The sequence below is a fragment of the Azospirillum palustre genome, from assembly GCF_002573965.1.
In the GTDB taxonomy this organism is placed as follows: Bacteria; Pseudomonadota; Alphaproteobacteria; order Azospirillales; family Azospirillaceae; genus Azospirillum; species Azospirillum palustre.
Genome location: NZ_PDKW01000043.1, coordinates 2,179,601 through 2,205,680 on the forward strand (window position 1 = coordinate 2,179,601; position 26,080 = coordinate 2,205,680).

General features: G+C 68.4%; 23 protein-coding genes and 1 riboswitch. Of the genes, 4 read left to right on the forward strand and 19 right to left on the reverse strand.

All coding sequences use genetic code 11. The features are described 5' to 3' along the window. Positions 1–7 precede the first annotated feature (7 nt). Positions 8–1,108 carry an SGNH/GDSL hydrolase family protein gene (locus CRT60_RS32605; RefSeq protein WP_098740525.1) on the forward strand — a complete coding sequence of 367 codons (1,101 nt, stop codon included), beginning with the start codon at positions 8–10 and terminating at the stop codon, positions 1,106–1,108. 71 nt (positions 1,109–1,179) lie between these two features. Here the strand turns inward: CRT60_RS32605 and CRT60_RS32610 are convergent, their stop codons facing one another. Next, entirely contained in the window at positions 1,180–3,720 is a 2,541-nt protein-coding gene (locus CRT60_RS32610; protein WP_098740526.1) for a penicillin-binding protein 1A, read from the reverse strand. A 215-nt stretch (positions 3,721–3,935) separates the two neighbouring features. Then, the gene (locus tag CRT60_RS32615; protein WP_098740527.1) at positions 3,936–5,426 is read right to left on the reverse strand and encodes an N-acetylmuramoyl-L-alanine amidase; all 1,491 of its coding nucleotides are present in this window, start codon (positions 5,424–5,426) and stop codon (positions 3,936–3,938) included. A 717-nt stretch (positions 5,427–6,143) separates the two neighbouring features. Between CRT60_RS32615 and CRT60_RS32620 the strand changes: the two genes are divergently transcribed. Together CRT60_RS32620 and greB are read left to right on the forward strand one after the other, a co-directional pair. Further along, positions 6,144–9,158 carry a ribonuclease E/G gene (locus CRT60_RS32620; protein ID WP_098740528.1) on the forward strand — a complete coding sequence of 1,005 codons (3,015 nt, stop codon included), beginning with the start codon at positions 6,144–6,146 and terminating at the stop codon, positions 9,156–9,158. 102 nt (positions 9,159–9,260) lie between these two features. Continuing rightward, a complete protein-coding gene (gene greB / locus CRT60_RS32625; RefSeq protein WP_098740529.1) occupies positions 9,261–9,812 on the forward strand; it encodes a transcription elongation factor GreB in 552 nt (183 codons plus the stop codon). A gap of 49 nt (positions 9,813–9,861) precedes the next feature. Here greB and thiC read toward each other — a convergent pair whose 3' ends face one another. The 15 genes from thiC to ffh all read right to left on the reverse strand — a co-directional run bounded on the left by thiC (position 9,862) and on the right by ffh (position 22,931). Continuing rightward, complete coding sequence (gene thiC, locus CRT60_RS32630) at positions 9,862–11,601, reverse strand: phosphomethylpyrimidine synthase ThiC (RefSeq protein WP_098740530.1); 1,740 nt, start codon at positions 11,599–11,601, stop codon at positions 9,862–9,864. 132 nt (positions 11,602–11,733) lie between these two features. Continuing rightward, positions 11,734–11,868: riboswitch (TPP riboswitch) on the reverse strand. 77 nt (positions 11,869–11,945) lie between these two features. Further along, complete coding sequence (locus tag CRT60_RS32635; RefSeq protein ID WP_098740531.1) at positions 11,946–12,929, reverse strand: magnesium transporter CorA family protein; 984 nt, start codon at positions 12,927–12,929, stop codon at positions 11,946–11,948. A gap of 40 nt (positions 12,930–12,969) precedes the next feature. After that, a complete protein-coding gene (locus CRT60_RS32640; protein WP_098740532.1) occupies positions 12,970–13,254 on the reverse strand; it encodes a hypothetical protein in 285 nt (94 codons plus the stop codon). 32 nt (positions 13,255–13,286) lie between these two features. Beyond that, the gene (gene argB / locus CRT60_RS32645; protein WP_098740533.1) at positions 13,287–14,186 is read right to left on the reverse strand and encodes an acetylglutamate kinase; all 900 of its coding nucleotides are present in this window, start codon (positions 14,184–14,186) and stop codon (positions 13,287–13,289) included. A gap of 82 nt (positions 14,187–14,268) precedes the next feature. Beyond that, complete coding sequence (locus CRT60_RS32650) at positions 14,269–15,567, reverse strand: cation:proton antiporter domain-containing protein (protein WP_098740534.1); 1,299 nt, start codon at positions 15,565–15,567, stop codon at positions 14,269–14,271. A 12-nt stretch (positions 15,568–15,579) separates the two neighbouring features. After that, on the reverse strand, positions 15,580–16,263 hold the full coding sequence (gene yihA / locus CRT60_RS32655) for a ribosome biogenesis GTP-binding protein YihA/YsxC (protein WP_098740535.1): 684 nt from the start codon (positions 16,261–16,263) through the stop codon (positions 15,580–15,582). A gap of 204 nt (positions 16,264–16,467) precedes the next feature. Beyond that, the gene (gene yidC, locus CRT60_RS32660) at positions 16,468–18,195 is read right to left on the reverse strand and encodes a membrane protein insertase YidC (RefSeq protein WP_098741149.1); all 1,728 of its coding nucleotides are present in this window, start codon (positions 18,193–18,195) and stop codon (positions 16,468–16,470) included. 55 nt (positions 18,196–18,250) lie between these two features. After that, positions 18,251–18,580 carry a membrane protein insertion efficiency factor YidD gene (gene yidD, locus CRT60_RS32665; protein WP_098740536.1) on the reverse strand — a complete coding sequence of 110 codons (330 nt, stop codon included), beginning with the start codon at positions 18,578–18,580 and terminating at the stop codon, positions 18,251–18,253. A gap of 15 nt (positions 18,581–18,595) precedes the next feature. Continuing rightward, on the reverse strand, positions 18,596–18,982 hold the full coding sequence (rnpA, locus tag CRT60_RS32670) for a ribonuclease P protein component (RefSeq protein WP_098740537.1): 387 nt from the start codon (positions 18,980–18,982) through the stop codon (positions 18,596–18,598). 8 nt (positions 18,983–18,990) lie between these two features. Beyond that, positions 18,991–19,125, reverse strand: coding sequence for a 50S ribosomal protein L34 (gene rpmH / locus CRT60_RS32675; RefSeq protein ID WP_098740538.1), 135 nt, complete (start codon positions 19,123–19,125; stop codon positions 18,991–18,993). Positions 19,126–19,226: 101 nt separating this feature from the next. Then, positions 19,227–19,622, reverse strand: coding sequence for a 50S ribosomal protein L19 (gene rplS / locus CRT60_RS32680; RefSeq protein WP_098740539.1), 396 nt, complete (start codon positions 19,620–19,622; stop codon positions 19,227–19,229). A gap of 41 nt (positions 19,623–19,663) precedes the next feature. Next, positions 19,664–20,410 (reverse strand): tRNA (guanosine(37)-N1)-methyltransferase TrmD, encoded by a 747-nt coding sequence (trmD, locus tag CRT60_RS32685; RefSeq protein ID WP_244592948.1) that lies wholly within the window; start codon positions 20,408–20,410, stop codon positions 19,664–19,666. A gap of 59 nt (positions 20,411–20,469) precedes the next feature. Then, positions 20,470–21,051, reverse strand: a complete 582-nt coding sequence (rimM, locus tag CRT60_RS32690; protein WP_098740541.1) for a ribosome maturation factor RimM — start codon at positions 21,049–21,051, stop codon at positions 20,470–20,472. A 76-nt stretch (positions 21,052–21,127) separates the two neighbouring features. Continuing rightward, entirely contained in the window at positions 21,128–21,484 is a 357-nt protein-coding gene (gene rpsP, locus CRT60_RS32695) for a 30S ribosomal protein S16 (protein ID WP_042704821.1), read from the reverse strand. Between the two features lie 61 nt (positions 21,485–21,545). Next, positions 21,546–22,931 (reverse strand): signal recognition particle protein, encoded by a 1,386-nt coding sequence (ffh, locus tag CRT60_RS32700; protein WP_098741150.1) that lies wholly within the window; start codon positions 22,929–22,931, stop codon positions 21,546–21,548. Between the two features lie 333 nt (positions 22,932–23,264). Between ffh and CRT60_RS32705 the strand changes: the two genes are divergently transcribed. Continuing rightward, entirely contained in the window at positions 23,265–24,617 is a 1,353-nt protein-coding gene (locus CRT60_RS32705) for a pentapeptide repeat-containing protein (RefSeq protein ID WP_098741151.1), read from the forward strand. Between the two features lie 25 nt (positions 24,618–24,642). Here the strand turns inward: CRT60_RS32705 and CRT60_RS32710 are convergent, their stop codons facing one another. Together CRT60_RS32710 and CRT60_RS32715 are read right to left on the reverse strand one after the other, a co-directional pair. Further along, positions 24,643–25,287: a hypothetical protein gene (locus CRT60_RS32710; protein ID WP_098740542.1), complete on the reverse strand. Its 645-nt coding sequence runs from the start codon at positions 25,285–25,287 to the stop codon at positions 24,643–24,645. 145 nt (positions 25,288–25,432) lie between these two features. Continuing rightward, positions 25,433–26,065: a hypothetical protein gene (locus tag CRT60_RS32715; RefSeq protein ID WP_098740543.1), complete on the reverse strand. Its 633-nt coding sequence runs from the start codon at positions 26,063–26,065 to the stop codon at positions 25,433–25,435. Between the last annotated feature and the right edge of the window lie 15 nt (positions 26,066–26,080).

Here is a 26,080-nt window from a genome sequence, read left to right on the forward strand (position 1 = left end):
CCTCCCCATGTACCGCCTTCTGGCTTGCATCGCGCTGATCCTCGCCACCGTCACCGCGATGGACCGGGTTCTGGCCTCGGCGCTGGGCGATCTGCTGCTGCGTTCCAGCGACCGTTTCATGACGGTCTACCGCCCGTTCGAGGCGGAGGCGCAGCCCGCCATCAATCAGGGCGTCAAGCCGGGCGTCAAGCCGCCCGCCGGCCAGGAGGAGCAGCCGAACGCCCTGCTGGTGAAGGCCGCCCTGACGACGCAGCCGCGGCCGGCCAACGGTCCGGCGACCGGCTCCGCCGCCAAGCCGGCCAGCGGCCCGGCCGACGTGCTGGTGCTCGGCAACTCGCGGGCGGACAACCACTTCCCCGTGTCGGCACTTCAGGACATGACCTGCGGCCGGGCGCTGAACCTCGGCATGGGCGGGGCGCCGACCGTCCTGTCGGCCCTGCTGTGGGACGATTACGTCGAGCGGCACGGCGCGCCGCGCCTGCTGGTGCTGGAGCCGACCGGCCTGGTCGACAACCCGCATGATCTGGCCGACCTGCCGCTGCTGGCCTACTACTCGCAGCGGATCGACGCCTTCGTCCGTCAGGAAAACCAGGAGCTGTGGATGGCCAACCACGCCTTCAACCTGATGACCTTCAACAACAACCAGACCATGCGGCTGATCGCCGGGCTGGTGAAGCCCGCCGCCGACCGCACCCTGGTGGGCGCCATCCCGGACCCGATGAAGGCGCAACTGGCCGCCGCACCGGAGGAGACGATGACCGCCGATGCCGCCAACTGGCAGGCGCTGGACCACATCATCACCAACGCCCAGGCGCAGGGCACCCGGGTGGCGGTGGTCATCACCCCCTATTTCCCGACCTATGCCGGCAAGCTGAAGAATTTCGACGCCTTCTTCGCCGACCTGAAGGGCCGCCTGCCCGCCGGCGTCACCGTGATCGACGCCCGCCGCGCGGTGGACAAGGACGAGCTGTTCATGGACGCCCTGCACGTCAACGAGGACGGCGTGCGCGCGATGTTCGCGGCGATGGAACCCGACCTGCGCCCGCTCGGCAGCTGTCCGGTCGATGCGATGGCGTCGCTGTCGGGAACCGGAAACACGACGCACTGATCGCCTGAGCACCGTCGCTGTAGCCAAAGAAAAAGGGGCGCCCGCAGTGGGCGCCCCTTTCTCTTTTCGGCTCAGTACAGCCCGCCGGTTCCCAGCGTCGCCGCGGCGGGCGGGGCCGGTATCCCCGGCTGCTGGGCCCCGAAGCCGGCGGCGTTCGGGTCGCCGCCCATCATGGCGCCGGCACCCTGCGAGGATCCGTCCAGCACCATTTGCGGCTGGTCCGGGTTGGGCTCGGTGCCCGGCAGGAAGGCTTCCCAGATGGCGCGGTTGTCGCCGAACTGGGCCAGTTGGCCGTTGGCCGGGTTGACGCGGACGAGGCGCAGGCCGGGCGGCACGCGGAACGGCGTCGCCGGCTTGTCCTTCAGCGCCACCTGCATGACCTCCTTGAACACCGGAACGGCGGCGGACCCGCCGGTCTCGTGGCTGCCCAGCGAGCGCGGCTGGTCGAAGCCGATGTAGGTGCCGACCACCAGATCGGGCGAGAAGCCCATGAACCAGGCGTCGTGGCTGTCGTTGGTGGTGCCGGTCTTGCCGGCCAGCGGCTTGCCCAGCGACTTCAGCGCCGCCGCGGTGCCGCGCTGGACCACGCCTTCCAGGATCGAGACGATCTGGTAGGTGGTGCGCGGGTCGTTCACCTGCTCGCGGGTGTCGGGCACGGCGGGGACGGCCATCCCGTCCTTCCAACTCACGTTGGTGCAGCCCTCGCACGCGCGGTTGTCGTGGCGGAAGACGGTCTTGCCGTTGCGGTCCTGCACACGGTCGATGAAGGTCGGCACCACCCGCTTGCCGCCATTGTCCAGCATGGCGTAGGCGGTGGCGAGCCGCAGCACCGTCGTTTCGCCGGCACCCAGCGACATCGGCAGATAGGGCTGGAGGTTGTCGACGATGCCGAACTTCTCGACCAGAGCCTTGACCTTGTCCATGCCGATCTGCTGGGCGAGGCGGACGGTCATGACGTTACGCGACTTCTCGATGCCGACGCGCAGGGGGGTCGGGCCGTAGAATTCGTGGCTGTAGTTCTCGGGCCGCCAGACCGGCTGCCCGCCGCCCGGATCGAAGGAGAAAGGAGCGTCCATCACCAGCGACGACGGGGTGAAGCCCTGGTTCAGCGCCGTCAGGTAGACGAAGGGCTTGAAGGACGAACCGGGCTGGCGCAGCGCCTGGGTGGCGCGGTTGAACACGCTCATCGCCGGGGAGAAGCCGCCGACCATCGCCAGCACGCGGCCGGTGTGCGGGTCGAGCGCCACCAGGCCGCCCTGCACCTGCGGGATCTGGCGCAGGCCGTAGCTGCCCGGCGGCAGCTCCTTCGCAGCGGACTTGTCGGTCTTTCTGGCCGGCTTCTCGTCCTCGTCCTTGGCCGGCGGGCCGCTCACCGCCTCGACCAGCAGGATGTCGCCCAGCTTGGCGACGTCGGACGGCTTGCGGATCGCCGGACCGGCGACGTCGCCGTCCTTGGAGGCGCGGGCCCAGCGCAGCTCGGACAGCGGGATGCGGCCACGGGTGCCGTCGGCCACCCCGATGTCCAGCCCATCCGCCTGATCGTCCTTCAGCACGACCGCCAGCTTCCAGCCTTCGGAGCCAGCGGGCGGCGGCATGGCGGCCAGCTTCTTCGGCCAGTTGTCGAAATTCTCCATCTTGGCGACCGGGCCGCGCCAGCCATGGCGGCGGTCGTAGGCGATCAGCCCGTCGCGCAGCGACTTGGTGGCGGTGGCCTGTAGCACCGGGTCCATCGAGGCGCGGACCGACAGCCCACCCTCGTACAGCGCCTGCTCGCCATAGAGCTTCACCAGCTCGCGCCGGATCTCCTCGGCGAAATATTCGGAGGTCACCACCTCCTGCTCGTCGCGCTTACGAGTGACCAGCGGGCGCCCCTGGGCGGCCTTCGCCTCCTCCGGCGTGATGTAGCCGTCCTCCGCCATGCGGCCGATCACCCAGTTGCGGCGGGCTATAGCGGCGTCATGCTGGCGATCGGGATTGTAGTTGGACGGCGCCTTGGGCAGGGCCGCCAGGAAGGCGACCTCCTCGATGCTCAGCTCGTCCAGCGCCTTGTTGAAGTAGTTCAGCGCCGCCGCCGCCACGCCGTAGGAACGGTTGCCCAGAAAGATCTCGTTCAGGTACAGCTCGATGATGCGGTCCTTGGTGAAGGCCCGCTCGATGCGGACCGCCAGGATCGCTTCCTTGATCTTGCGGGCGAACGACACCTCGTTGGTCAGCAGCATGTTCTTGGCGACCTGCTGCGTGATCGTGCTGGCGCCCACCGGCCGGCGCTCGCGGCCGAAATTCTCGATGTTGGTCAGGATCGCGCGCAGGATGCCGATGGGGTCGACGCCCTGGTGGCCATAGAAATTCTTGTCCTCGGCCGCCATGAAGGCGTTCATCACCTGCCGCGGCATGGCGTCGATGGGCACGAAGATGCGCCGTTCCGACGCAAATTCCGCCATCAGGCGCCCGTCGCCGGCATAGATGCGCGTGGTCACCGGCGGCTCGTAGTTGGCCAGCTTGGTGTAGTCGGGCAGGTCGTGGTCGTAATGCTCGAACAGGAAGACCAGCCCCCCGGCGCCGGCAAGAACCAGCATCACGAAGGCCATCAGCAAAGACAGAAGTAGACGCATGACCAATCCCGCAAGAAACGACGAAGAGCGTGGCTGAAGCCCGCCCTTTTCCGGGTTGGGGCCGCGAGCCATGCCTGACAGGGCGGCGCATCCTACACCGCCGCGCCGCGAAGCGCCGCCCCCGTTCCCGTCATGTCAGGAAAATGTGACGCGCAGAGGGCATGAACAAGAAATCGCCGGCGCAGAAGGGGTAAGCCGCCCTTCGCTGCCGCGTTTCAGCTGCGCTGCGAGCCGTGCAGCCAGCGGAAATAGCTGTCGATGGTCCGGGCCAGCGACTTGCCCAGCCGCTCGCGGTGCGCGCCGGAGGTCAGCAGGCCGACATCCTGCCGGTTCGACAGATACCCCATCTCGATCAGCGCCGACGGCACGTCGGGTGCGGTCAGCACGGCGAAGCCGGCCTGCCGGTGCGGGCGGCTGGAGATCAGCGGCACGTCGCGCCCCAGCGTCTGCAGCGCCAGCGTCGCGAAGCGCTTGGAATGGTTCATCGTGTCGCGCTGGGCCAGATCGATCAGGATGTTGGCGACCAGCTGGTTCTCACCCGACAGATCGAGCCCGACCAGCGCGTCGGCCTTGTTCTCCTTGGCCGCCAGCATCTCCGCCTCGCGGTCGGACGCCTTGTCGGACAGGGTGTAGATCGACAGGCCGCGCATGTCGCCGCTGCTGATGCTGTCGGCATGCAGCGAGATGAACAGGTCGGCCCCGGCCTCGCGACCGATGGCGACGCGGTCGCGCAGGCGGATGAACACGTCGCTGTCGCGGGTCAGCTTCACCCGGTAGCGGCCGGTCGCCTCCAGCTGGCGCTTCACCTCCCTGGCGGTGGCGAGCGTGATGTCCTTCTCATAGATGCCGCCGACGCCGATGGCGCCGGGGTCCTGGCCGCCATGGCCGGGGTCGAGCACGATCAGCGGCTTTTCCGCCACCGTCGGCGGCTTGTTGTCCGGCAGCGGCGGGGCGACGGGCAGAGCGGCCGGGATCAGCTGGGCCGGCGGGATCGGCGGCAGCGGGGCGAAGGGCGGCGGAGCCGGAACCGTGCTGGCGGGATCGGCGGGCGGCGAAGGCTGCGAGGCCGGAACCGGCGCCGGAACCGCCATCGCCGACGAGACGATGGACGACATCGTCAGCTGCCCCTTGCCACCGACCTCCCTCGCATCCCTGCCGGCCACGGCGAGCTGCCGGAACTCGGCCGGCGTCGTCTTTTCCAGGTCGAGGACAAGGCGCGGCTGATGGCCGTCGCGCGCCGGGATCATGTAGCCCTCGCGCAGCCGGGCGGGACCGACCGTCTCGAAGGTCAGCCGCGTGCCGCGCGGGCCTCCGGTATGGTGGTAGCGCGCAACCACCCCCTTGCCCTCCACCGGCAGCGCCCCGCCGGGCCAGATCAGGTCGGGCAGATCGACGACGATGCGGTAGGGATCGGCGGCGACCGACACGGTGAAGGACACCGGGTCGCTCAGTTCCAGCACGAAGCGGGTCTTGTCCGGATGGATGCCCAGCCGGGCATCGACCACCGCCGTGCGCGGCAGCGCCGCCGGCAGCGCCGCCGTGGTCTGCGCCGTCGCCGTCCCGGCCGTCATCCCGGCCGACCCGAAGCCCAGCAGCACCAGCGCCAGCACAAGCACCCCGAGGACACGGCCAACCGATCTCCGCGGCGAACGGGCGGAATGCGGGTGGCGGTCGGGTGCGGCGGGCAGGCTGGGCGGCCGTGGCATCGAATCTCCTCGGCGGCAGAGGGTGCGCGGCGATGGGAAAGCGGCGGAAACAGGCGCCGGATGACCAGCTATAGCCCAGCCGATTCAACGCTCTCAACGCGGATCGTCATACGGTTGAGTCAATTCCGGCCGGGGGTGCCGTTCCTGCAACAGTGGGCGGGACGGCAAGCCTCGGCGCGGCCGGATCGTACCCCGGACGGGCTGCCCCGGTGGAAGGTGGCGGCCCGGCTTCCCCGCGACGAACTTGTTCGCCGAATCGGCGCATTTCCGCGTTGTGCAAGAGGGATCGCTTGTCTATGGTATCTTTGCGACAGACCGCAATTCGCCAGACCAGGGTCGGACTCCCAAGGTGAGCGCCGATTCGCTGATCCCCGGACATCGATCCCATCGAGCCGAAGGTCAGCCGATCGCCGGTCACGGGGCTTACCCAAGGGGCTGCGGCGTCGCCCTCGACACCGCCTGTCCGGCCATCCGCGCCGGAGGGACGTCGCAGGGTGGCGCGTTCGGGTTGGCGGTGAGAGGACGAAACCTCGAAGCTGGCTGTGGCCGCAAGGCCGCAGCCCGGCGCGTGTCTACCGGGCCGTCCTGGCTGCTCTCGTCAGCGCCGTTCGGCGGTTCCGGTCCGTCGTGCCGTATGCTTCGCCCACAACAGACGCTGCGTCCAGGCGGCCCGACCGGTCGCGCGGGTTCCCTGGGTCGCGCCGTTGAGGATCGTATATGGCCAAGCGCATGCTGGTGGACGCCACGCACCCGGAAGAAACCCGGGTCGCAGTGGTCAATGGCAACCGGCTGGAAGAACTCGACTTCGAGATCGCCAGCCGCAAGCAGCTGAAGGGCAACATCTACCTGGCGAAGGTGACGCGGGTCGAGCCTTCGCTCCAGGCGGCCTTCGTGGAGTATGGCGGTAACCGCCACGGCTTCCTCGCCTTTTCCGAAATCCATCCCGACTATTACCGCATTCCGATGGCCGACCGGGAGGCCCTGCTGGCCGAGGAACGCCGGCTGGAGGAGCAGGCGGAAGCCCGGGCCGAGGCCGCCGCCGACGGCGCCGTGATGGCCGAGCCGATCCGCCCCGAGCAGGTGGTCGAGGAATGGTCGCCGATGCCCTCCCCCATCGCGCCCGAGGCGTCCGATGAGGAAGACGGCGACGACAGCGGCGAAGACGCCGAGGCCGGCGACGAGCAGGCCGCCCCGTCCGAGGGCGCCGCTCCCGACACGCTCGGCGGCGACGAGGACGAGGAGGCGGAGACCCAGCGCCGCCGCTCGCGCCCGCTGCGCTCCTACAAGATCCAGGAAGTGGTGAAGCGCCGGCAGGTCATGCTGGTGCAGGTGACGAAGGAGGAGCGCGGCAACAAGGGTGCGGCGCTGACCACCTACCTGTCGCTGCCCGGCCGCTACTGCGTCCTGATGCCCAACACCGGCCGTGGCGGCGGGATTTCCCGCAAGATCACCAACCCGGCCGACCGCAAGCGCCTGAAGGAAATCCTGTCGGATCTCGACATTCCCGACGGCATGGCGGTGATCCTGCGCACCGCCGGGCTGGAGCGTTCCAAGCCCGAGATCAAGCGCGACCTGGAATATCTCCTGCGCCTGTGGGACGACATCCGCGAACAGACGCTGAAGTCGTCGGCGCCCTGCCTCATCTATGAAGAGGCGAACCTGATCAAGCGGTCGATCCGCGATCTCTACGCCAACGACATCGACGAGATCTGGGTCGAGGGCGAGGCCGGCTTCCGCACGGCGCGCGAGTTCATGGACATGCTGATGCCGGGCCATTCCCAGCGCGTCCAGCTGTACCGCGACAGCCAGATCCCGCTGTTCCACCGCTATCAGGTGGAAACGCAGATCGACGCCATCCACAGCCCGGTGGTGCAGCTGCGCTCCGGCGGCTACATCGTCATCAACCCGACCGAGGCGCTGGTCTCCATCGACGTCAACTCCGGCAAGTCGACCCGCGAGCGCAACATCGAGGAAACCGCCTACAAGACCAACCTGGAGGCCGCCGACGAGGTGGCGCGCCAGCTGCGTCTGCGCGATCTGGCCGGCCTGATCGTCATCGACTTCATCGACATGGAGGAGCCGCGGAACAACGCCGCCGTCGAGCGCCGCATGAAGGAGGCGATGAAGAACGACCGGGCGCGCATCCAGCTCGGCCGCATCTCCGCCTTCGGCCTGTTGGAGCTGTCGCGCCAGCGTCTGCGTCCGTCGCTCTTGGAGACCAACTTCGAGCGCTGCCCGCACTGCTCGGGCACCGGCGTCGTCCGGTCGGTCGAATCCGCCTCGCTGCACATCCTGCGCGCCATCGAGGAAGAGGGCATCCGCAAGCGCTCGGCCGAGATCACCATCTTCGTCCCGACCTCCATCGCGCTCTACATCCTCAACCAGAAGCGCGGTGAACTGGCCAAGATCGAAGAGCGTCACGCCTTCAGCGTGATGGTCCAGGCCGACGACACGCTGATCGCCCCGGATCACCGTCTGGAGCGCAACAAGGCCCGCCTGCCCGACGAGGACGCCCCGCTGGTCAGCGCCGACCGCGTGATGGCCGAGACCGACCGCGCGCTGGCCGCCGAGCCGGTCGAGACGGTGGAGGAGCCGGAAGCCGAGACCGAGGCCGTCCAGGTCGAGGAGGCCGGTGAGCGCGCCGAAACCAACGGCGAGGGCAATGGCGAGGATCGCCGCCGCCGCCGCCGCCGCCGTCGCGGCCGTGGCCGTGACCGCGAGGAAGGCCGGACCGACGGCGACGGCGCCGAGGGCGATGCCGAGACGGACGAGGGCGATCAGGATGCCGGCCAGGACGCCGGCCAGGACGCCGATGAGAGCGTTCTGCCGGTTGCCGCCGAAGCCATCCCCGGTGCCGCCATCTCCGAACCTGCGGCCGACTCCGCCGACGCCGACGCTGAAGGCGACGACGAGGATGAGGATGACGGCGAGGACGAGACCGGTGCCGATGCCGGCGAGCGCAACGGCGATGGCCGCAAGAAGCGCCGCCGTGGCAAGCGCGGTGGCCGTCGCCGGTCGCGCCGCGAGGGTGCGGAAGGCCTGGAGGGCGGCGAGGACGCCGGCGACCAGCAGCCTGCCGCCGCTCCGGTCCAGGGCGCACCGGTCCAGACGGCCCAGGCTCCGGCCGAGGCGAGCGATCTCGACTGGATCCTGGCCGGCGAAGCCGCTCCGGCGGTCGAGGAAGCTCCGGTTCCGGTGACCGCGCCGGCCCCGGCTCAGGCCGAGACCGCCGCCAAGGCGCCCGCCAGGAAGGCGTCGCGCAAGCGCAAGGCCGCTGCCGAGGCTCCGGTCGAAGCCGCCCCCGTGGCTGCCCCGGCGGTCGTCGCCGAAGCTCCGGCCAAGGGCCGCAAGCGCAAGGCCGCTGCCCCGGTCGAGGCGCCGGTTGAAGCCGTTGCCGAGACCGCGCCGAAGAAGGCGTCGCGCAAGCGCAAGGCCGCTGCCGAGGCTCCGGTCGAAGCCGCGCCCGAGCCCACTCCGGCGGTCGTTGCCGAAGCTCCGGCCAAGGGCCGCAAGCGCAAGGCCGCCGCTGCGGTCGAAGCGCCGGCGGAGACCGTTGCCGAAGCCGCGCCGAAGAAGGCGTCGCCGCGCAAGCGCAAGGCTGCTGCCGAGGCCCCGGCCGAAGCCGCCGCCGTGGCCGCCACTCCGGCTCCGGCTCCGGCTCCCGAGCCGGCTGCGGCTGACAACGACGCCGACGCCGATGCCAAGCCGCGCCGCGGCTGGTGGAAGCGGTAAGCCCGACGGCCCAACCGGGACCTCTGGAACGGGAAAAGGCGCCGCAAGGCGCCTTTTCCTTTTCCCGGGCGTTATCATCCCTGCCACAGGACAGGTCGGACCATGAGCAAGGCCTTCACCCGCGAGAACGACACGCAGGACGACGACGACCTCGACGATCCGGCACCGTTGCCGCAGGGCTTCAAGAACTACATGACCCCGCCCGGTTTCCAGCGCCTGCAGGAGGAGTTGCGCCACCTGCTGCGGGTGGAGCGGCCGAAGGTGGTGGAGGTGGTGTCCTGGGCCGCCGGCAACGGCGACCGCTCGGAGAATGGCGATTATCTCTATGGCAAGAAGCGCCTGCGCGAGATCGACCGCCGCATCCGCTTCCTGAACAAGCGGCTGGAATCGGCGGTGGTGGTCAATCCACAGGACCAGAAGAACCGCGAACAGGTCTTCTTCGGCGCCACCGTCACCTATGCCCGCGAGGATGGGGCGGAGAACACCATCACCATCGTCGGCGCCGACGAGGTCGACCCCGACCGCGGCCATGTCAGCTGGATTTCCCCCATGGCCCGCGCCCTGCTGAAGGCGCGGCAGGGCGATCTGGTGGATGTCCGGACCCCGGCCGGACTGGAACAGGTCGAAGTGCTGGAGATCCGCTACGCGGACTGACGGAGGGGGCGGCGACCCGCCCCCCTGCCAGACCTCACTCCGCCAGATCTTACTCCGCCGCCGGCTGGTAGATTTCCCCGCCCGACTGGCGGAACTTCTCCGACATTTCGGCCATGCCGGACTCCGCGGCGTCGCGGATTTCCTGCGTGATCTTCATCGAGCAGAATTTCGGCCCGCACATCGAACAGAAATGCGCGGTCTTGGCGCCTTCCGCCGGCAGGGTCTCGTCGTGATAGGCCATCGCCGTGTCGGGATCGAGCGACAGGGCGAACTGGTCGCGCCAGCGGAAGGAGAAGCGGGCGCGCGACATGGCGTCGTCGCGCAGCCGCGCAGCCGGATGGCCCTTGGCGAGGTCGGCGGCGTGGGCGGCAATCTTGTAGGCGATGACGCCGGCCTTCACGTCGTCGCGGTCGGGCAGGCCGAGATGCTCCTTCGGCGTGACGTAGCAGAGCATCGCCGTGCCGAACCAGCCGATCATCGCCGCACCGATGGCGCTGGTGATGTGGTCGTACCCCGGCGCGATATCGGTCACCAACGGCCCCAGCGTGTAGAAGGGCGCCTCGCCGCACAGCGCCAGCTGCTTCTCGACATTGTGCTTGATCTTGTGCATCGGCACATGGCCCGGCCCTTCGATCATCACCTGCACGTCGCGCGCCCAGGCGATCTTCGTCAGCTCGCCCAGCGTCTCCAGCTCGGCGAACTGCGCGGCGTCGTTGGCGTCGGCCTGGCTGCCCGGCCGCAAGCCGTCGCCCATCGACAGCGCCACGTCATAGGACCGGCAGATCTCGACGATGTCGGCGAAATGGTCGTAGAGGAAATTCTCGCGGTGATGCGCCAGGCACCATTTGGCGATGATCGAGCCGCCGCGCGAGACGATGCCGGTCACCCGCTTGGCCGTCAGCGGGATGTGGGCCAGCCGCAGGCCGGCATGGATGGTGAAGTAATCGACGCCCTGCTCCGCCTGCTCGATCAGCGTGTCGCGGAACAGCTCCCAGGTCAGATCCTCGGCCTTGCCATTCACCTTCTCCAAAGCCTGATAGATCGGCACGGTGCCGATCGGAACCGGAGAGTTGCGCAGGATCCATTCGCGGGTCTGGTGGATGTCGGCGCCGGTGGACAGGTCCATCACGGTGTCGGCGCCCCAGCGGATCGACCAGACCATCTTCTCCACCTCCTCCTCGATGGAGGATGTCACGGCGGAGTTGCCGATGTTGGCGTTGATCTTGGTCAGGAAGTTGCGGCCGATGATCATCGGCTCCGACTCGGGGTGGTTGACGTTGGACGGGATGATCGCCCGCCCGCGCGCCACCTCGTCACGGACGAATTCCGGGGTGATGAAGTCGGGGATCTCGGCGCCGAAATCCTCGCCGTCGCGCCCCGATCCACTGGCAGCCTCAAGCGCCGCCGCACGGCCGAGATTCTCGCGGACGGCGATGTAGTCCATCTCCGCGGTGACGATGCCGGCGCGGGCGTAGGCCATCTGGGTCACCGCGCCGCCGCCCTTGGCGCGCAGCACGCCGCTGTCGGTGGTCTCGACATCGCCGCGTGCCAGGATCCAGTCGCGGCGGTGCTTGGACAGGCCGGCCCGCACATCGATGGTGACCTCTCCGTCGGTGTAGGGACCGGAGGCGTCATAGACGGTCAGCGGCGGCTCGCCGCCCGACAGCGCGATCTCGCGCAGGGCGACGCGCAGGTCGGGAAAGCGCGTGCCGGGCACATGGATTTTCCGCGACGACGGCAGCGGGCCGGTCGAAATGCGGATGGCGTTCTCGTTGAAGTCCTTAGGCATTGGGTTTCTCCGTCGGAGTTGGGCGGACAAACCCGGGACTGCGGACGGAGGTGCGGTATCTTCGTGCGGGCCGTTTTCGGAATGGCTTCCCCGGCATGGCGGGGCCGATACGGCCGGACGGGGCGAGATACGGCCCGTCACGAGGTCCCTCCCTTCGCCGGTATGACCCGGATCAGGTTCGAAGGGTCACCACGCTGCCGGCATGCGCAGTGCGCCGTCCGGCCGTTGGTATCTCAGCCCCCTGTCGGGACCCCCCTGGAATGCGGCCCATCCTGCCGCCGACGGACGGTCGTGTCAAAAGGAAAGCGCTGCGGACGATCCGCCTGCCATATTGTGGAATTGCGCTACATCCAGCGCTTCGACCGCACGTAGACCATCGGCAGCAAGGCCGACAGCAGCATCAGCCCCAAGGCGCTGGCATAACCGAAGGGCGACTGGCTGCCGGGCATGTCGGTGAAGTTCATGCCGCCGATGCTGGCGACCAGGGTCGGCGGATAGAGCAGGACGGTCAGCACCGACACGATCTTGACGATCTCGTTCTGCTCGACATTGATCTGGCCCAGCGCGGTGTCGAGCGCCAGGGCGACCTTGCCGGACAGGAAGCGGGCATACTGGTCCAGCCCGCGCAGATCCTGCAGCGTGGTCTTGGCCCAGCGCCGCGTCGCCTTGCCGGCGTTCCACCCGTCGCCGCGCGCCAGGAAGTCGGTCATCCGGGTGAGGCTGGCCAGACTGATCCGCGCCTTGCCGATCAGGTGGCCGGCATGGCCGATGCGCTTCAGCGTCTGCGCGTCGTCCAGCGTCTCGCCGCGGGAGCGCAGCTTGCGCCCACGGAAATAGCGGCGGTTCAGCGCATCCATCTCCACCCCGGTCCGCCGCAGCACGACGGAGGTGCGGTCGATCATCCCATCCACCAGCGCGGCCAGCACCAGTTCGCCGCGCGATGCGGACACCTGCCCATGGGTGGCGCGGCGGCGGAAGGCCAGCAGCGCCTGCGGATCGATGTCATGGATGGTCACCAGCCGCCGGCCGGCCAGCACGAAGCTGACAGTGGCGATGCGCGGCTCGTCGGTGTCGGCCCAGACCAGGGCGGTGACGGTCATGGTCAAGGCACCACCGGCAACGCGCAGACGGCTCGACTCCTCGATCTCCGCCATCTGCTCGCGGGTGGGCAGGTTGGTGCCGATCAGCGCCTCCGCCCGCGCCAGCTCGTCGGGCGTCGGGTTAATCAGGTCCAGCCACACGGCGGACTCGGGGAACGGGACCGACTCGTCCGCGGCCTCCCTGTCCCAGCGCAGCAGACCGCCGTCATTGACGAAGACATGCAGCAAGGCTGTGCTCCTTGCATGGGCGCGGTTCGGGCGGCCCGGTCTAGGTCACCCGGCCACCGCGCCGCGGTTTCGCCGGAGGCGGAGCCTTTTCCCCATCGAGGTCGAGCGCCCCACCCTCGGCCTTCAGCGCCTGTTCCAGCTTGCGGCGGAAGGCGCCGCCATCCCGCTTGGCGTCGAGAAAATGGCCGACCGCCTCCTTCGCCGCGTCGCTGTCATAGGGGACCTTGCCCAGGGCGGCCAGCCGGGCACGCTCCACCAGCTTCGGGTCCATCCTCTCCCGGATGGCCTTCATCTGGCGAAGCAACTCCTTGCGCAGATCGCTCATCGGGCCCCCCTTGGCGGTCCCCTTCCGTGGTGTCAGGCCTTGCCGATCAGGGTGCCGGCGCCGCCTTCGGTGAAGATCTCCAGCAGCAGCGCATGCGGCACGCGGCCATCCAGGATAACAGCGGCATCGACGCCCTGCTCCACCGCACCGATGCAGGTCTCGATCTTCGGGATCATGCCGCCCGAAGCGGTGCCGTCGGCGATGGCCTTGTGGGCATCCTCCAGCGACATCTTCTCGATCAGCTTCTTTTCCTTGTCGAGCACGCCGGCGACATCGGTCAACAGGAAGAAGCGCGCCGCCTTCACCGCCGCCGCGACCGCGCCGGCCGCCGTGTCGGCGTTGATGTTGTAGGTGTCGCCGTTCACGTCGAAGCCGACCGGCGCGATCACCGGGATGATGTCCGACTGGGCGAGCGCGTGCAGGATCTGCGGGTTCACCTTGTAGGGTTCGCCGACGAAGCCGAGGTCCAGCACCCGCTCGATGTTGCTGTCTGGATCGCGCTGCACGCGTTCCAGACGGCGGGCGGTGATCAGGTTGCTGTCCTTGCCCGACAGGCCGACGGCACGGCCGCCGGCGCTGTTGATGGCGGCGACGATCTGCTTGTTGATGGAGCCGGCCAGCACCATCTCGACCACCTCGACCGTCTCCTTGTCGGTGACGCGCAGGCCGTCGATGAAGCTGGACTTGATCTTCAGCCGCTCCAGCATCTGGCCGATCTGCGGGCCGCCGCCATGGACGACCACCGGGTTGATGCCGACCTGCTTCAGCAGGACGATGTCGCGCGCGAACAGCTCCGCCAGGCTGGCGTCGCCCATGGCGTGGCCGCCGTACTTGATGACGAAGGTGCTCCCGGCGTAACGGCGCATGTAGGGCAGCGCTTCGGACAGGGTACGGGCCTTGGCGAGCCACTCGTCACGGGTGGGAGTCTGCACGGGAGGATGCCCTTTGTCGGGGTGGAGTGTCGGGCTTCTTTAACGGAAAGGCCGGCCGGTTGCCTAGGGGGCAATTTAACGGTCATACACCCCCGTGACGGCCTCCCGCGGCTGCGGCCGCCGCGCCGCCCGCCGGACGCCACAATCCGGCCAGCCGCGTCATCGGCTGCGTCAGCGCGGTCACCGCCACCGCCATCAGCACCATCGCCGAGAAACAGGGGCCGGACAGCACGCCCGCCTCCAGCAGGACGGTCAGGACGATGACCTCCATCAGCCCCTTGCACGGCATCAGCGTGCCGAGCCGGAGCGCATCCGGCCAGCTTTCGCCGGTCCAGCGGGCGGGCAGCGTGGTGCCGGCCATCTTGCCGGCGATGGTGGCGAGGCTGGCGAGGGCGAAGACGCTCCATTCCGCCGGATCGTCCAGCGTCAGGTTCACCTTCAACCCGGTCAGGGTGAAGAAGAAGGGCAGCAGGATCAGCGTGGCGAAATGCTCCAGCCGGTCGAGGATCGCCGCCGCATAGCGGCGCGGCATCGCGCTGCCGGCGATGAAGGCGCCCAGGATGTAATGCAGCCCGATCAGCTCGGTCACCGCGGCCGAGGCCAGCAGCGCCGCACAGGTCACCACCACCGCGGTATCGCCCATCCGCCCGTCCGGCGCCACCCGCTCAAGCAGGCGATCCAGCAGCGGGCGCACGAGCAGGACTGTCGCACCGACATAGGCGAAGCCCAGCAGGCCGACCTTTGCCACCGCCCAGGCATCGCCGCCGCCGTTCCCCCCGTCGGCGGTCGCCCAGGCCAGCACCGCGGTGATCAGCAGCCAGAGCAGCGCGTCGTTCACCGCGGCATAGCCAAGCGCCAGCCGCCCCACCCGGTCGCCCAGCAAATCCATCTCGCGCAGAATGGCGCCCAGCACCGGCAGGGCGGTGACGCCGACGCAGATGCCGAAGCCGGCGGCGAACAGGCCGGGGGTGGCGTGCTTTCCGGTCATGGCGGGAAAGGCGCCGGCCAGCCACCAGCCCAGGGCTCCGCCCAGCAGGGTCGGCACCAGCATGCTGGACAGCGCCACGGTGGCAAAGGCCCCACCCCGCCCACGGAACTCGGCGGGATCGAGATGCAGGCCGGTCAGGAAGGCGAAGAACACCACGGCCATCAAGGCCAGCCCGGACAAGGGCGCAAGGGCCGCGGGCGCGAACAGCACGCCCCACAGATCGGGAACCAGCCGGCCGAGCAGCGACGGCCCCAGCGCCACCCCGAACAGGATCTGGACCACCACCATCGGGGCGATGTGACGGCCACCGCCGAGCCGCCACAGCAAAAACGGCCCGGCGATCAGCAGCAGGGCCTGGATCAGGAACAGCAGCGCGGGAGACAGACCACCCATCGCCGCCGCCCCTTACTCGGCGCCGAGGGCGAGCGCCGCCAGACTGGCGCGCAGCTCCGCGATGCCGGTGCCCTTCTCGGAACTGGTGACGTGGATGTCGGGGAAGGCTGCCGGGTGCTTCTTCAACCCCACCTGGGTTTCACGGCGGATCCTGTCAAGATCAGCAGCCTTGACCTTGTCCGCCTTGGTCAGCACGACGACGTAGGGCACCGCCGTGCGGTCGAGCATGTCCATGATCTCATGGTCGTGGGGCTTCATCCCGTGGCGCGAATCGATCAGCACCAGCGCCCGGCGCAGGGTGACGCGGCCGCGCAGGAAGCGGCGGACCATGTCGTTCCACGCCTCCACCTTCTCCTTCGATTCCTTGGCATAGCCGTAGCCAGGCATGTCCACCAGCTTCAGGCGATTGCCGAGGTTGAAGAAGTTGAGCTGCTGCGTGCGGCCCGGCGTGTTGGAGGTGCGGGCCAGCGTCTTGCGCCCGGTCAGCGCGTTGACGAGGCTCGACTTGCCGACATTCGAGCGGCCGGCGAAGGCGACCTCCGGCAGGTCGGCCTCGGGCAGCTGGTTCAGCGCGTTGGCGCCCCAGACGAAGTCGCACTCCTTGGCGAACAGCAGCCGGCCGGCCTCCAGCGCGGCCTCGTCGAAGCCGGAAACGATGCTGGGGGTGTCGGGGGTCGGCGTGACGGGGCTGGTCATGGCGAGCGCTCTCGTTGGGATCGGCTAGATCGGATCGCGAAAAACCGGACACGATTTGAAGCGTGAATCCGATCGTCAAACAAAGGCTTATAGCGTCATCCGTTTCAACAAACGGATGACGCTATAAAAAACATACCGCCGGCAGAGGCCCGTCAAGGGTCTTTGCCGGCGGCAGGTCTCAGACATTGGGCAGAGGCTGACGGATCAGGCCTTCACGCCCATGCGCTTCATGATGGTCCACTGCTGCAGGACCGACAGGGTGTTGTTCCAGGCCCAGTAGATCACCAGACCGGCCGGGAAGCCGGCGAGCATGAAGGTGAAGACGATGGGCAGGAACTGGAACACCTTCTGCTGGATCGGGTCCGGCGGTGCCGGGTTCATCTTCTGCTGGAACCACATCGTCACGCCCATGATCAGCGGCCACAGGCCGAGATGCAGCATGGCGGGCGGGTCCCAGGGGATCAGGCCGAACAGGTTGAAGATGGTCGTCGGATCGGGCGAGGACAGGTCGTGGATCCAGCCGAAGAACGGCGCATGCCGCATTTCGATGGTCACGAACAGCACCTTGTAGAGCGAGAAGAACACCGGGATCTGGATCAGGATCGGCAGGCAGCCCGACACCGGGGAGACCTTCTCGCGCTTGTACAGCGCCATCAGCTCCTGGTTCATGCGCGCCTGATCGTCGCTGAACTTCTCGCGCAGCTCCTGCATCTTGGGCTGCAGGGCCTTCATCTTGCTCATCGCCTGATAGGACTTGTTGGCGAGCGGGAAGAAGACGGCCTTGACGCAGACGGTCAGCACCAGGATGGCGATGCCGAAGTTGCCGATGATGCGGCCCAGGAAATCCAGCGCGTAGAAGAAGGGCTTGGTCAGGAAATAGAACCAGCCGAAGTCGATCGCCAGATCGAAGTTCTTGATGTTCAGCTTCTCGGAATAGCTGTCGAGCAGCTTCACCTGCTTGGCGCCGGCGAACAGGCGGCCGGTGTTCTCGGCCGAGGCGCCCGGCGCAACAGTGACCGGCGCACCCATGGTGTCGGTCTGGTAGCGGTCGGTGTTGGCGACCTGGTTGTAGAGGAAGCGCGCCGTGACCTTCTCATTCGGGTCGGGCACCAGCGACACCAGCCAGTACTTGTCGGTGATGCCGACCCAGCCGCCGGTGGTGTCCTTGGCGATCGAACCGGCCTTGCGGACGTCGTCGTACTTCTCTTCGGTCAGCGAGCCGTTGAAGACGCCGAGCGGACCCTCATGCAGGATGTAATAGCCGGACGTGTGCGGCGTGCCGCTGCGCGACACCAGGCTGTAGGGCAGCAGGGTGACCGGGGCGGCGCCGGTGTTGCGCACGGTCTGCGTCACCGTGAACATGAAGTCCGGGTCGACGGCGATCTTGCGCTCGAACACCAGCCCCTGGCCGTTGTCCCAGGTCAGGGTCAGCGGCTTGTCCGGCGTCAGCGCGGCGCCGTCGGCGGTCCAGCGGGTGGTCGCGGTCGGGGCGGCGATGCCGGCGCCCTGCGGGACCCAGCCGAACTCGGCATAGTAGGCCGCGGGCGTGCCGGCCGGGGCCAGCAGCACGATCTCCGGGCTCTTGGGGTCCGGCGTCTCGTGGTACTGGGCCAGCGTCAGGTCGTCGATGCGGCCGCCGACGAGGTTGACGGAGCCGTGCAGGGCCGGCGTGTCGATCTTCACGCGGGTGCCGGCCGCCAGCTGCTCGGCGAGCAGGACGGGGCGCTCCTTCGCGACCTCAGCCGTGGCCGGAGGCTGCTGGGCGGGCACGCCGGGGGCCGGCACCGGCACCGACTGCTCCGTCTGGGCGGCCTGCTGGGCGGCGAGTTGCTTCTGCTGCTCCACCCGCGGCTTCTCGTAGAAAAACTGGAAGCCCAGAAGGATGGCGATCGACAGGGCAATCGCGATGATGAGGTTGCGTTGGTCGGTCATGGCGTCCCGGTTGCCGTGGGGCCTTTGGAAGAAGGGCGGCGTGTGCGCGGCCTTGTTACGGGTTTTCGCCGGGCTGGGCAACCGCCGCATGCCCCTTTTCCCGCAGTCCGCAGCGATGCGGCGCCATGGGCGCCGGCGGCGGCACGGGATCGGGCACGGGATCCCAGCCAGACCCGCCCCAGGGATGGCAACGCCCGAGCCGGCGCACAGTCAGCCATCCCCCCCGGATGGCCCCATGCTTTTCCAGCGATTCGATGGCGTAGCAGGAGCAGGTCGGCTGGAAACGGCACTGCCAGCCCACGAAGGGCGACAAGGTCCAGCGATAGAGATAGACGAGCGCGCGGAGCAGGTGCGCGAGCGGGCTGAGGCCGGCGATGCGAAACATGACGTCGCGAGCCTCCTACCCTTCCGCCTCGCGCCACAGGCCGAGGCGCTTCAGCCCGGCGGCAAGATCGCCGAGCAGGTCGGTCCACGGCCGTTCGGCCGTGCCGCCGCGGGCGACCAGCACGAAGTCGTGGCCGGGCGCCGCATGGACGGTCAGAATCTGCCGCGCGGCCTCACGCAAACGGCGGCGGGCGCGATTGCGCACCACCGCGTTGCCGACCTTGCGGCTCGCCGTCAAACCGAGACGGATCGGCGGACCGCCTTCGGCGGGCCGCTGCTTGTCATCGTGCCGGCGCACCTGGAGGATCAGGCCGGGAGCCACATGCTTTCGCCGTGTCCCGGCCACGGCCAGAAATTCCGGCCGCCGCATCAGGCGCCCGACCTCGTGGCCCGGCGCCGCCATAGCGGGGATCAGGCGCTCAGAACCTTGCGGCCGCGGGCGCGGCGGCGGGCGATCACCTTGCGGCCGCCGACGGTCGACATGCGGTGGCGGAAGCCGTGGCGACGCTTACGCACGATTTTGGACGGCTGGAACGTGCGCTTCATGGCGCCTACTCCTTAAGCTTTTCTGATGGTGACGGGAAGAAGACGCCCAGCCGGACGGCCGGGCGCCGGACCTATGAACCTGAACCGAACCGAAAGGCGCCTTACTCGGCAGCCCGGCGGCCGTTGACCATGCCGCGGCCGCTGGTGCGCTCGGAGATGCGGGCGGCCTTGCCGCGCAGATCGCGCAGATAGTACAGCTTGGCGCGACGGACGGCGCCCCGGCGGACCAGTTCGATCGAGTCGATGCGCGGGGAGTACAGCGGGAACACGCGCTCCACGCCCTCGCCGTAGCTGATCTTGCGGACGGTGAACGAGGAGTTCACGCCGGCGTTCTTGCGGGCGATCACGACGCCCTCATAGGCCTGGACGCGCTCGCGCGTGCCCTCGACGACCTTCACGTTCACGCGGACGGTATCGCCCGAGGAGAACTCCGGGATCGTCTTGCCACCGAGGGCCTTCTCGATCTGCTCCTGCTCGAGCTGCTGCAACAGGTTCATAGCACTACCCCTTTTCTATCGGCGCGCCTCGCGGCGGACCGTCACTCCGGTTTCGGGTCGCGCCGGCGAGCCTGCCGCCGACCCTTGTTCGTAACAGTTACTGCCGGACGGCTTGCCTGGTAGAGCGACCACAGGTCCGGCCGTTGGGCCTCCGTGATCTTCTCCGCCTCGGCCAGCCGCCAGGCCTTGACCTTTCCATGGTGACCGGACAGTAGAACCTCCGGCACCGCGCGCTCCACACCCTGCCCGTCGGTCCAGACCGCCGGCCGGGTGTAGTGGGGGTATTCGAGCAACCCCCGTTCGAAACTCTCTTCACCCGCCGTCTCAACGTTGCCCATGACGCCGGGGAGCAAGCGCACCACGGCATCCATCAGGCTGAGCGCGGCGAGTTCCCCGCCGGACAGCACGAAATCCCCGAGGCTGACCTCTTCGAGGCCGTGCGCATCGAGGACCCGCTGGTCCACCCCTTCGTACCGGCCGCAGAGCAGCGTGACCACCGGGGTGGCGGCCAGCTCCTTGACCAGTTCCTGGTTCAGCACCCGTCCGCGAGGCGACAGATAGATCGCCCGGCCGCGTCCCGGCGCCCCCACAGGTCCCGCCGTCGCAGTCAAAGCCGCGTCCAGCACGTCGGGCCGCATGACCATGCCGGCCCCTCCGCCGAAGGGGGTCTCGTCGACGGAGCGGTGTTTATCGCGCGCGAACGAGCGAATGTCCACCGATTCCAGCGCCCAGACTCCATTTTCCAACGCCTTGCCCGCCAGCGAGTGGCCGAGCGGTCCCGGAAACATTTCCGGAAACAGCGTCAGAACCTTGGCCGTCCAGACCCGCGGACCGTCGGCGCCGTGATTCACGGCCCCTCCTCCCCGCTCCGGTCTCCGCCCTCTTCACCCCCGGCCTCCTCCGCCTCGTCACCGGAACCCTCACGGGCCTCGATCACGGCGGGAAGATCGACGACGATGCGACCGCCCCGGACATCGACCGCCGGCACGCAGGCCTTGGAGAAGGGAAGCATCTCCAAAGGCCCGCCTGCGGTCCTGATCTCCAGAACGTCACCGGCGCCGAAGTCGTAGATCGCCTTCACCGTGCCATAGACGGTACCGTCGGCGAGTTCCGCACGCAGGCCGATCAGATCGGCATGGTAGAACTCGTCCTCGTCCTCCGTCGCCGGCAGGGCGCCGCGCTCCACATAAAGCCGCAAGCCGGCCAGGGCCTGCGCCTGTTCGCGGCTGGTCACCCCGTCGACCTTGGCCAGGAAGTTGTCCTTGACCATGCCCTGGAGCGTCACCGTGAACCGGCGGGTCCCCGTCTCGTCCGACAGCGGGCCGTAGGTCATGACGTCGGCGGGTTCGGCGGTGAAGCTGCGAAGCTTCACCAGCCCCCGCACGCCGTGCGATCCCGCGAACTGGCCGACACAGATTTTGGCGGTCATCGAAGGAGCACCCGGCACGTCGTCACGACCTCAACCCTGCGGGCCAGACGGCCCACCCTCAACCTCAGCCCCAAGGTCAGCCTTCTGCGGCAGCCGCGGCAGCGGCGGCCTCAGCCTTCAGGCGCTCCTGCGCCTTGGCCTTCGGAGCCGACTTCTTCGGGGTCTCGCGGACGGCGGGCTTCTCGACCAGGCCGGCAGTGGCCAGGAAGTGAACGACGCGGTCCGTCGGCTGGGCGCCGACCGACAGCCAATGCTTGGCGCGCTCGGCGTTCAGGATGATGCGCTGCTCGTGCTCGCGCGGCAGCATCGGGTTGTAGGTGCCGATCTTCTCGATGAAGCGGCCGTCACGCGGGCTGCGGGCGTCCGCGATGACGATCGAGTAGAACGGACGCTTCTTCGCACCACCGCGAGCCAGACGAATCTTCAAAGCCATTGGTCGAAACTTTCTCTTCTCAAGTCAAACAGGTATCGGGTGATTTCGAGAGGCGGTCGGGTCAGCCGAAAGGCCCCTTCCCGCCAAAGCCGCCGAGTCCCTTCGGCAGCAGGTTTCCGAGGCCGCCGCGCAGCATCCCCTTCTTCCCAAGCTTCTGCACCTGCTTCATCATTCCGCGCATGGTCTCGAACTGCTTCAGCAGCTTGTTGACCTCCTGCACCGAGGTGCCGGAACCGGCGGCGATGCGCTTGCGGCGCGAAGCCTTGATAAGGTCGGGGTTCTTGCGCTCCGCCTTGGTCATCGAGGAGATGATCGCCTCCTGGCGCTTGATCATCCCGTCGTCGACGTTGGCGTCCTTCAGCTGGTCCTTGATCTTGCCGATGCCCGGCAGCATTCCCATCAGGCCGGACATGCCGCCCATCTTGCGGAGCTGCTTCAGCTGCATCGCCATGTCGTCGAGGTCGAAGCCCTGGCCCTTCTCCATCTTGCGGGCGAGCTTTTCGGCCTCGTCCTTGTCGATGGTCTCGACAGCCTTCTCCACCAGCGACACCACGTCGCCCATGCCGAGGATACGGCCGGCGATGCGGTCGGGGTGGAAGGGCTCCAGCGCGTCGATCTTCTCGCCGACACCCAGCAGCTTGATCGGCTTGCCGGTGATCTGGCGCATCGACAGGGCGGCACCGCCGCGCGCGTCGCCGTCGATGCGGGTCAGCACTATGCCGGTGATGCCGACCTTGTCGTTGAAATTGGTGGCGACGGTGACGGCGTCCTGGCCGGTCATCGCGTCGGCGACCAGCAGGGTTTCCACCGGCTTGGTCGCGTCGCGGACGGCCGCGACCTCCGCCATCAGCTCCTCGTCGATGGCGAGGCGGCCGGCGGTGTCGAGCATGACGACGTCGTAGCCTTCGAGACGGCCGGTCTCGATGGCGCGCTTGGCGATGGCGACCGGGTCCTGGCCCGGCACGATCGGCAGCGTGGCGACGCCTGTCTGCTCGCCGAGAACCTTCAGCTGCTCCTGGGCGGCCGGACGGCGGACGTCCAGCGAGGCCATCAGGACCTTCTTGCGGTCCTTCGTCTTCAGGCGCAGCGCGATCTTGGCGGTGCTGGTGGTCTTGCCCGAGCCCTGGAGACCGACCATCAGGATCGGCACCGGGGCGGCGGCGTTCAGGTTGATCTCGGCGCCTTCGCCCAGCATCTCCACGAGGTTGTCGTGGACGATCTTGATGACCTGCTGGCCGGGGGTGACCGACTTCAGCACCTCCTGCCCGACGGCGCGTTCCTTCACCTGGGTGACGAACTGCTTGACGACGGGCAGGGCGACGTCAGCCTCCAGCAACGCCACGCGAACTTCGCGCAGTGCGGCGGAGACATCCTCCTCGGTCAGCGCGCCACGGCGGCGCAGCTTGTCGAAGATGTCGCCCAGGCGTCCGGTCAGGCCTTCGAACATGCGATACTCGTTCCCCAGTTCCGGGTCCAGCGTCAGGGCCGCCACCCGCACAAGCACGAAAGCGCCAGTGCGCGAATTTCGCGGACTGGCGGAGATACCCGGCGTTGGGCCGGGGTACCCGGTCTATCGACTTTGCGGAAGACAGGTCGGCGGACCATAGAGAAGCCGGCAGGCCGAGTCAACCGCCGCAGTCGGTCTTTTGCAGTCGTCCTTACGTCTGCCTTGCCCGGCAGCAGTTATCGGTCCCAAGCTTGTCACAAGCCATCAACCCTTAACCAAATTTTGGCGACTCTTTCGGATTATGAGTCACCAAATAGAGAAGGTATGCCGGCGATGTCGTCCGCCCAGGGCTTTGGGTCCAACAGCCCGCGAACCAAGCTGACCCAGAGCCAGCTCAACGCGATCCTGCTGCGGCACCAGGCATTCCGCAAAAGCCAGCCCGGCGGCGTGCGCGCCAACCTGAAGATGCGCGACCTGTCGCATCTCGATCTCTCCGGCATCGACCTGTCCGACGCCGACCTGTCGGGGGCGAAGCTGTTCAGCGCCCGGCTGACCGGCGCCAACCTCGCCAACGCCAACCTCTATGCCGCCGACCTGCGGCTCGCCAACCTGGAGAAGGCCGATCTGCGCCGGGCCGACCTGCGCGGCGCCTGCCTGCGCGGTGCCGTGCTGAGCGAGGCGACGCTGGTGGAGGTCGACCTGCGCGACGGCACGCTGCTGCATTACGACTCCAGCGGCGAGATGTACGCCCACGAGTATGAGGATTCCGTCCTGACGTCGGAACTGACGGCGGCGACCATCCGCGGCGCCGACCTGTCGCGGGCCAAGATCGCCAACGCCTTCGTCATGCAGACCGACCTGACCGACGCCGTCCTGCGCGGCACCAAGTTCATGCGCGCCAACCTGACCGGCTCGAACCTGACCGGCTGCGACCTGACCGACGCCGACCTGACGGAGGCGAACCTGACGGGCGCCCGGCTGTCCGGGGCGGTGATGACCGGCTGCGCCATCAACCGCACCAATTTCAGCGGCGCCACGCTGATCGGCGCCATCCTGGACGCGGCGCAGATGCGCTCGCCCAACCTGCAGGCGGCGGTGCTGGCCAAGACGCTGGAGAACCCGGAAGACGATCTGCGCGAGATGCTGATGGAGCATCTGAGCTGGATCGACAGCGGCGGCAAGGCCGGCAAGCGCGCCGACCTGTCGGCGCTGGACCTGTCGGGGCGCAAGCTGGACGGCATCAACCTGTCGGCGGCGATCCTGCAATGCATCGCGCTGCGCGGCGCCAACCTGTCGGGTGCTGCGATGGCGATAGCCGACATGTCGCTGGCCGACCTGCGCAAGGCCGACCTGTCGAAGGCCGATCTGCGCGGGGTGAATTTCGAACGCGCCACCCTGACCGGCGCCAACCTGACCGGCGCCCAGCTCGGCCCCGTCCATATCCAGACGATGAGCGGCCATGTCTGGCGCGCCAACCTGCAACGCGCCCGGCTCGGCATGGCGCTGCTGTGCAAGGCCGACCTGCGCAAGGCCAACCTCTCCGGCGCCAACCTCGCCGGGGCCGACCTGACCGGCGCCAACCTCAGCGAGGCCGACCTGACCGGCGCCGACCTGACCGGTGCGGTGCTGGACGGCGCCACGATGGATCAGGCGATCGTCGAGGAGGCGATCGGACTGGCTAGCTGAGAGGTTCTGTCGAAGCGGCCAGTTTTCAGGCGGAAGGCCCACCCCGCCGGGCCATCCAGTCGCCGGAACCGTAGACGCTGCGGACATGGCGGACCAGCAGGTTACGGGCGTCGATCAGCTGGCCCATCCGCTCGCGACAGGCGACGATACCGGTGTCAGGGTGATAGACCGGCGCCAGTTCGCGGAAGCGCCGCCGCACCTGATCCTCGTCGAAGCACCATTCATTGACGAAACCGAACAGCTGGGCGGCGTCGCGCACATGCGTGATGCGGCCGTCGAGCGGCTGGAAGGACAGGCGCTGCAGCGCGTGGGCCAGCGTCTTGTTGCGATAGCCCAGCGTCTCCACCGCGGCTTCGAGCCGGCGGACATCCTCGCCCGGCAGGATGCGCGCGCCGGGATCGGCAAGCGCCAGGGCGGCGGCCAGCGCCTTGCGGATCGCACCGTCGCTGGCGTCGGTCTCTCCCACCTCCAGCAGCGCCTCGCCCTCCGGATCGCGCAGGCCCGGATCGGTTCCCGCCTTCGGCGCCAGCAGCAGGGCGGCAGACACAAGCATCGGCACCCCCGCCCCGCGGGCGGCGGCCAGCTCCAGAACGGCGACACGGAACCGGGCGCCGCAGGGCACGGCCCGGCCGGGGTTGGGTGAGGAAGCGGTCTCTTCCGGAGCGGTCATCGTCGGCGCCAACACTTGGTGGAAGCGGGCGCGAGTCTACGCAATCGCCGGAGTCGCCGCAATCGCACCGATGGACGCGGAGCCAGGGATAAAAGAGGCTGGATAAAAGTGGGTGGATGAAGGGAATGGAGGATCCGCTTCCGGATCACTGCGCCTTCATCGCACCGGGCTTGGCCGGCAGCCGGTCGAGCAGTTCGCCGATATAGGCGGTCTCGTCCTTGCCGGCCATGGCGGCGAAGCCCTTCAGCATCTGGCTGCCGAAGGTGAAGACGCTGGCGAGGTCGATGCGCCAAGCCCCGCCCTCGCGGACGAAATCGGCAGGGACCAGCGCCGGCCGGTTGTCGACCATCAGCAGGCCCGACGCCCGGTCGCCCTTGACCCGCACCGGCCCCAGCGCGCTGCGGGAGATGACGTTGGGTCCGAGCCAGCCGGCTTTCAGCGCATGGTTGGCAATGTCTCCGACCGACATGCGCCGCAATTCCGCCGGACCGAGATAGCGGCGCAGCCCCATGGCGGCGAAACGTTCCGCCGGCTCCAGACGCTGCAAAGGCGCATCGCCGGGCTGGCGGGCGGCATCGCGCACCGACTCCAGCGCCTTGACCGAATTGCGGGTGAGCAGCGGGATCACCGCCGATCCGCGCTTCTCGGACAGCGCCGTGCGGGCGGCGTCGAACGTGGCGGCGACCTCGCGCTCCTCCGGCGTTTCGCGCGGCGGGGCGGCGAAGCTGGTGGCGGCGGCGATCAGGACGACGAAGAAGGTGAGAAAGGCGACACGCATACCGGAGAGAACCCG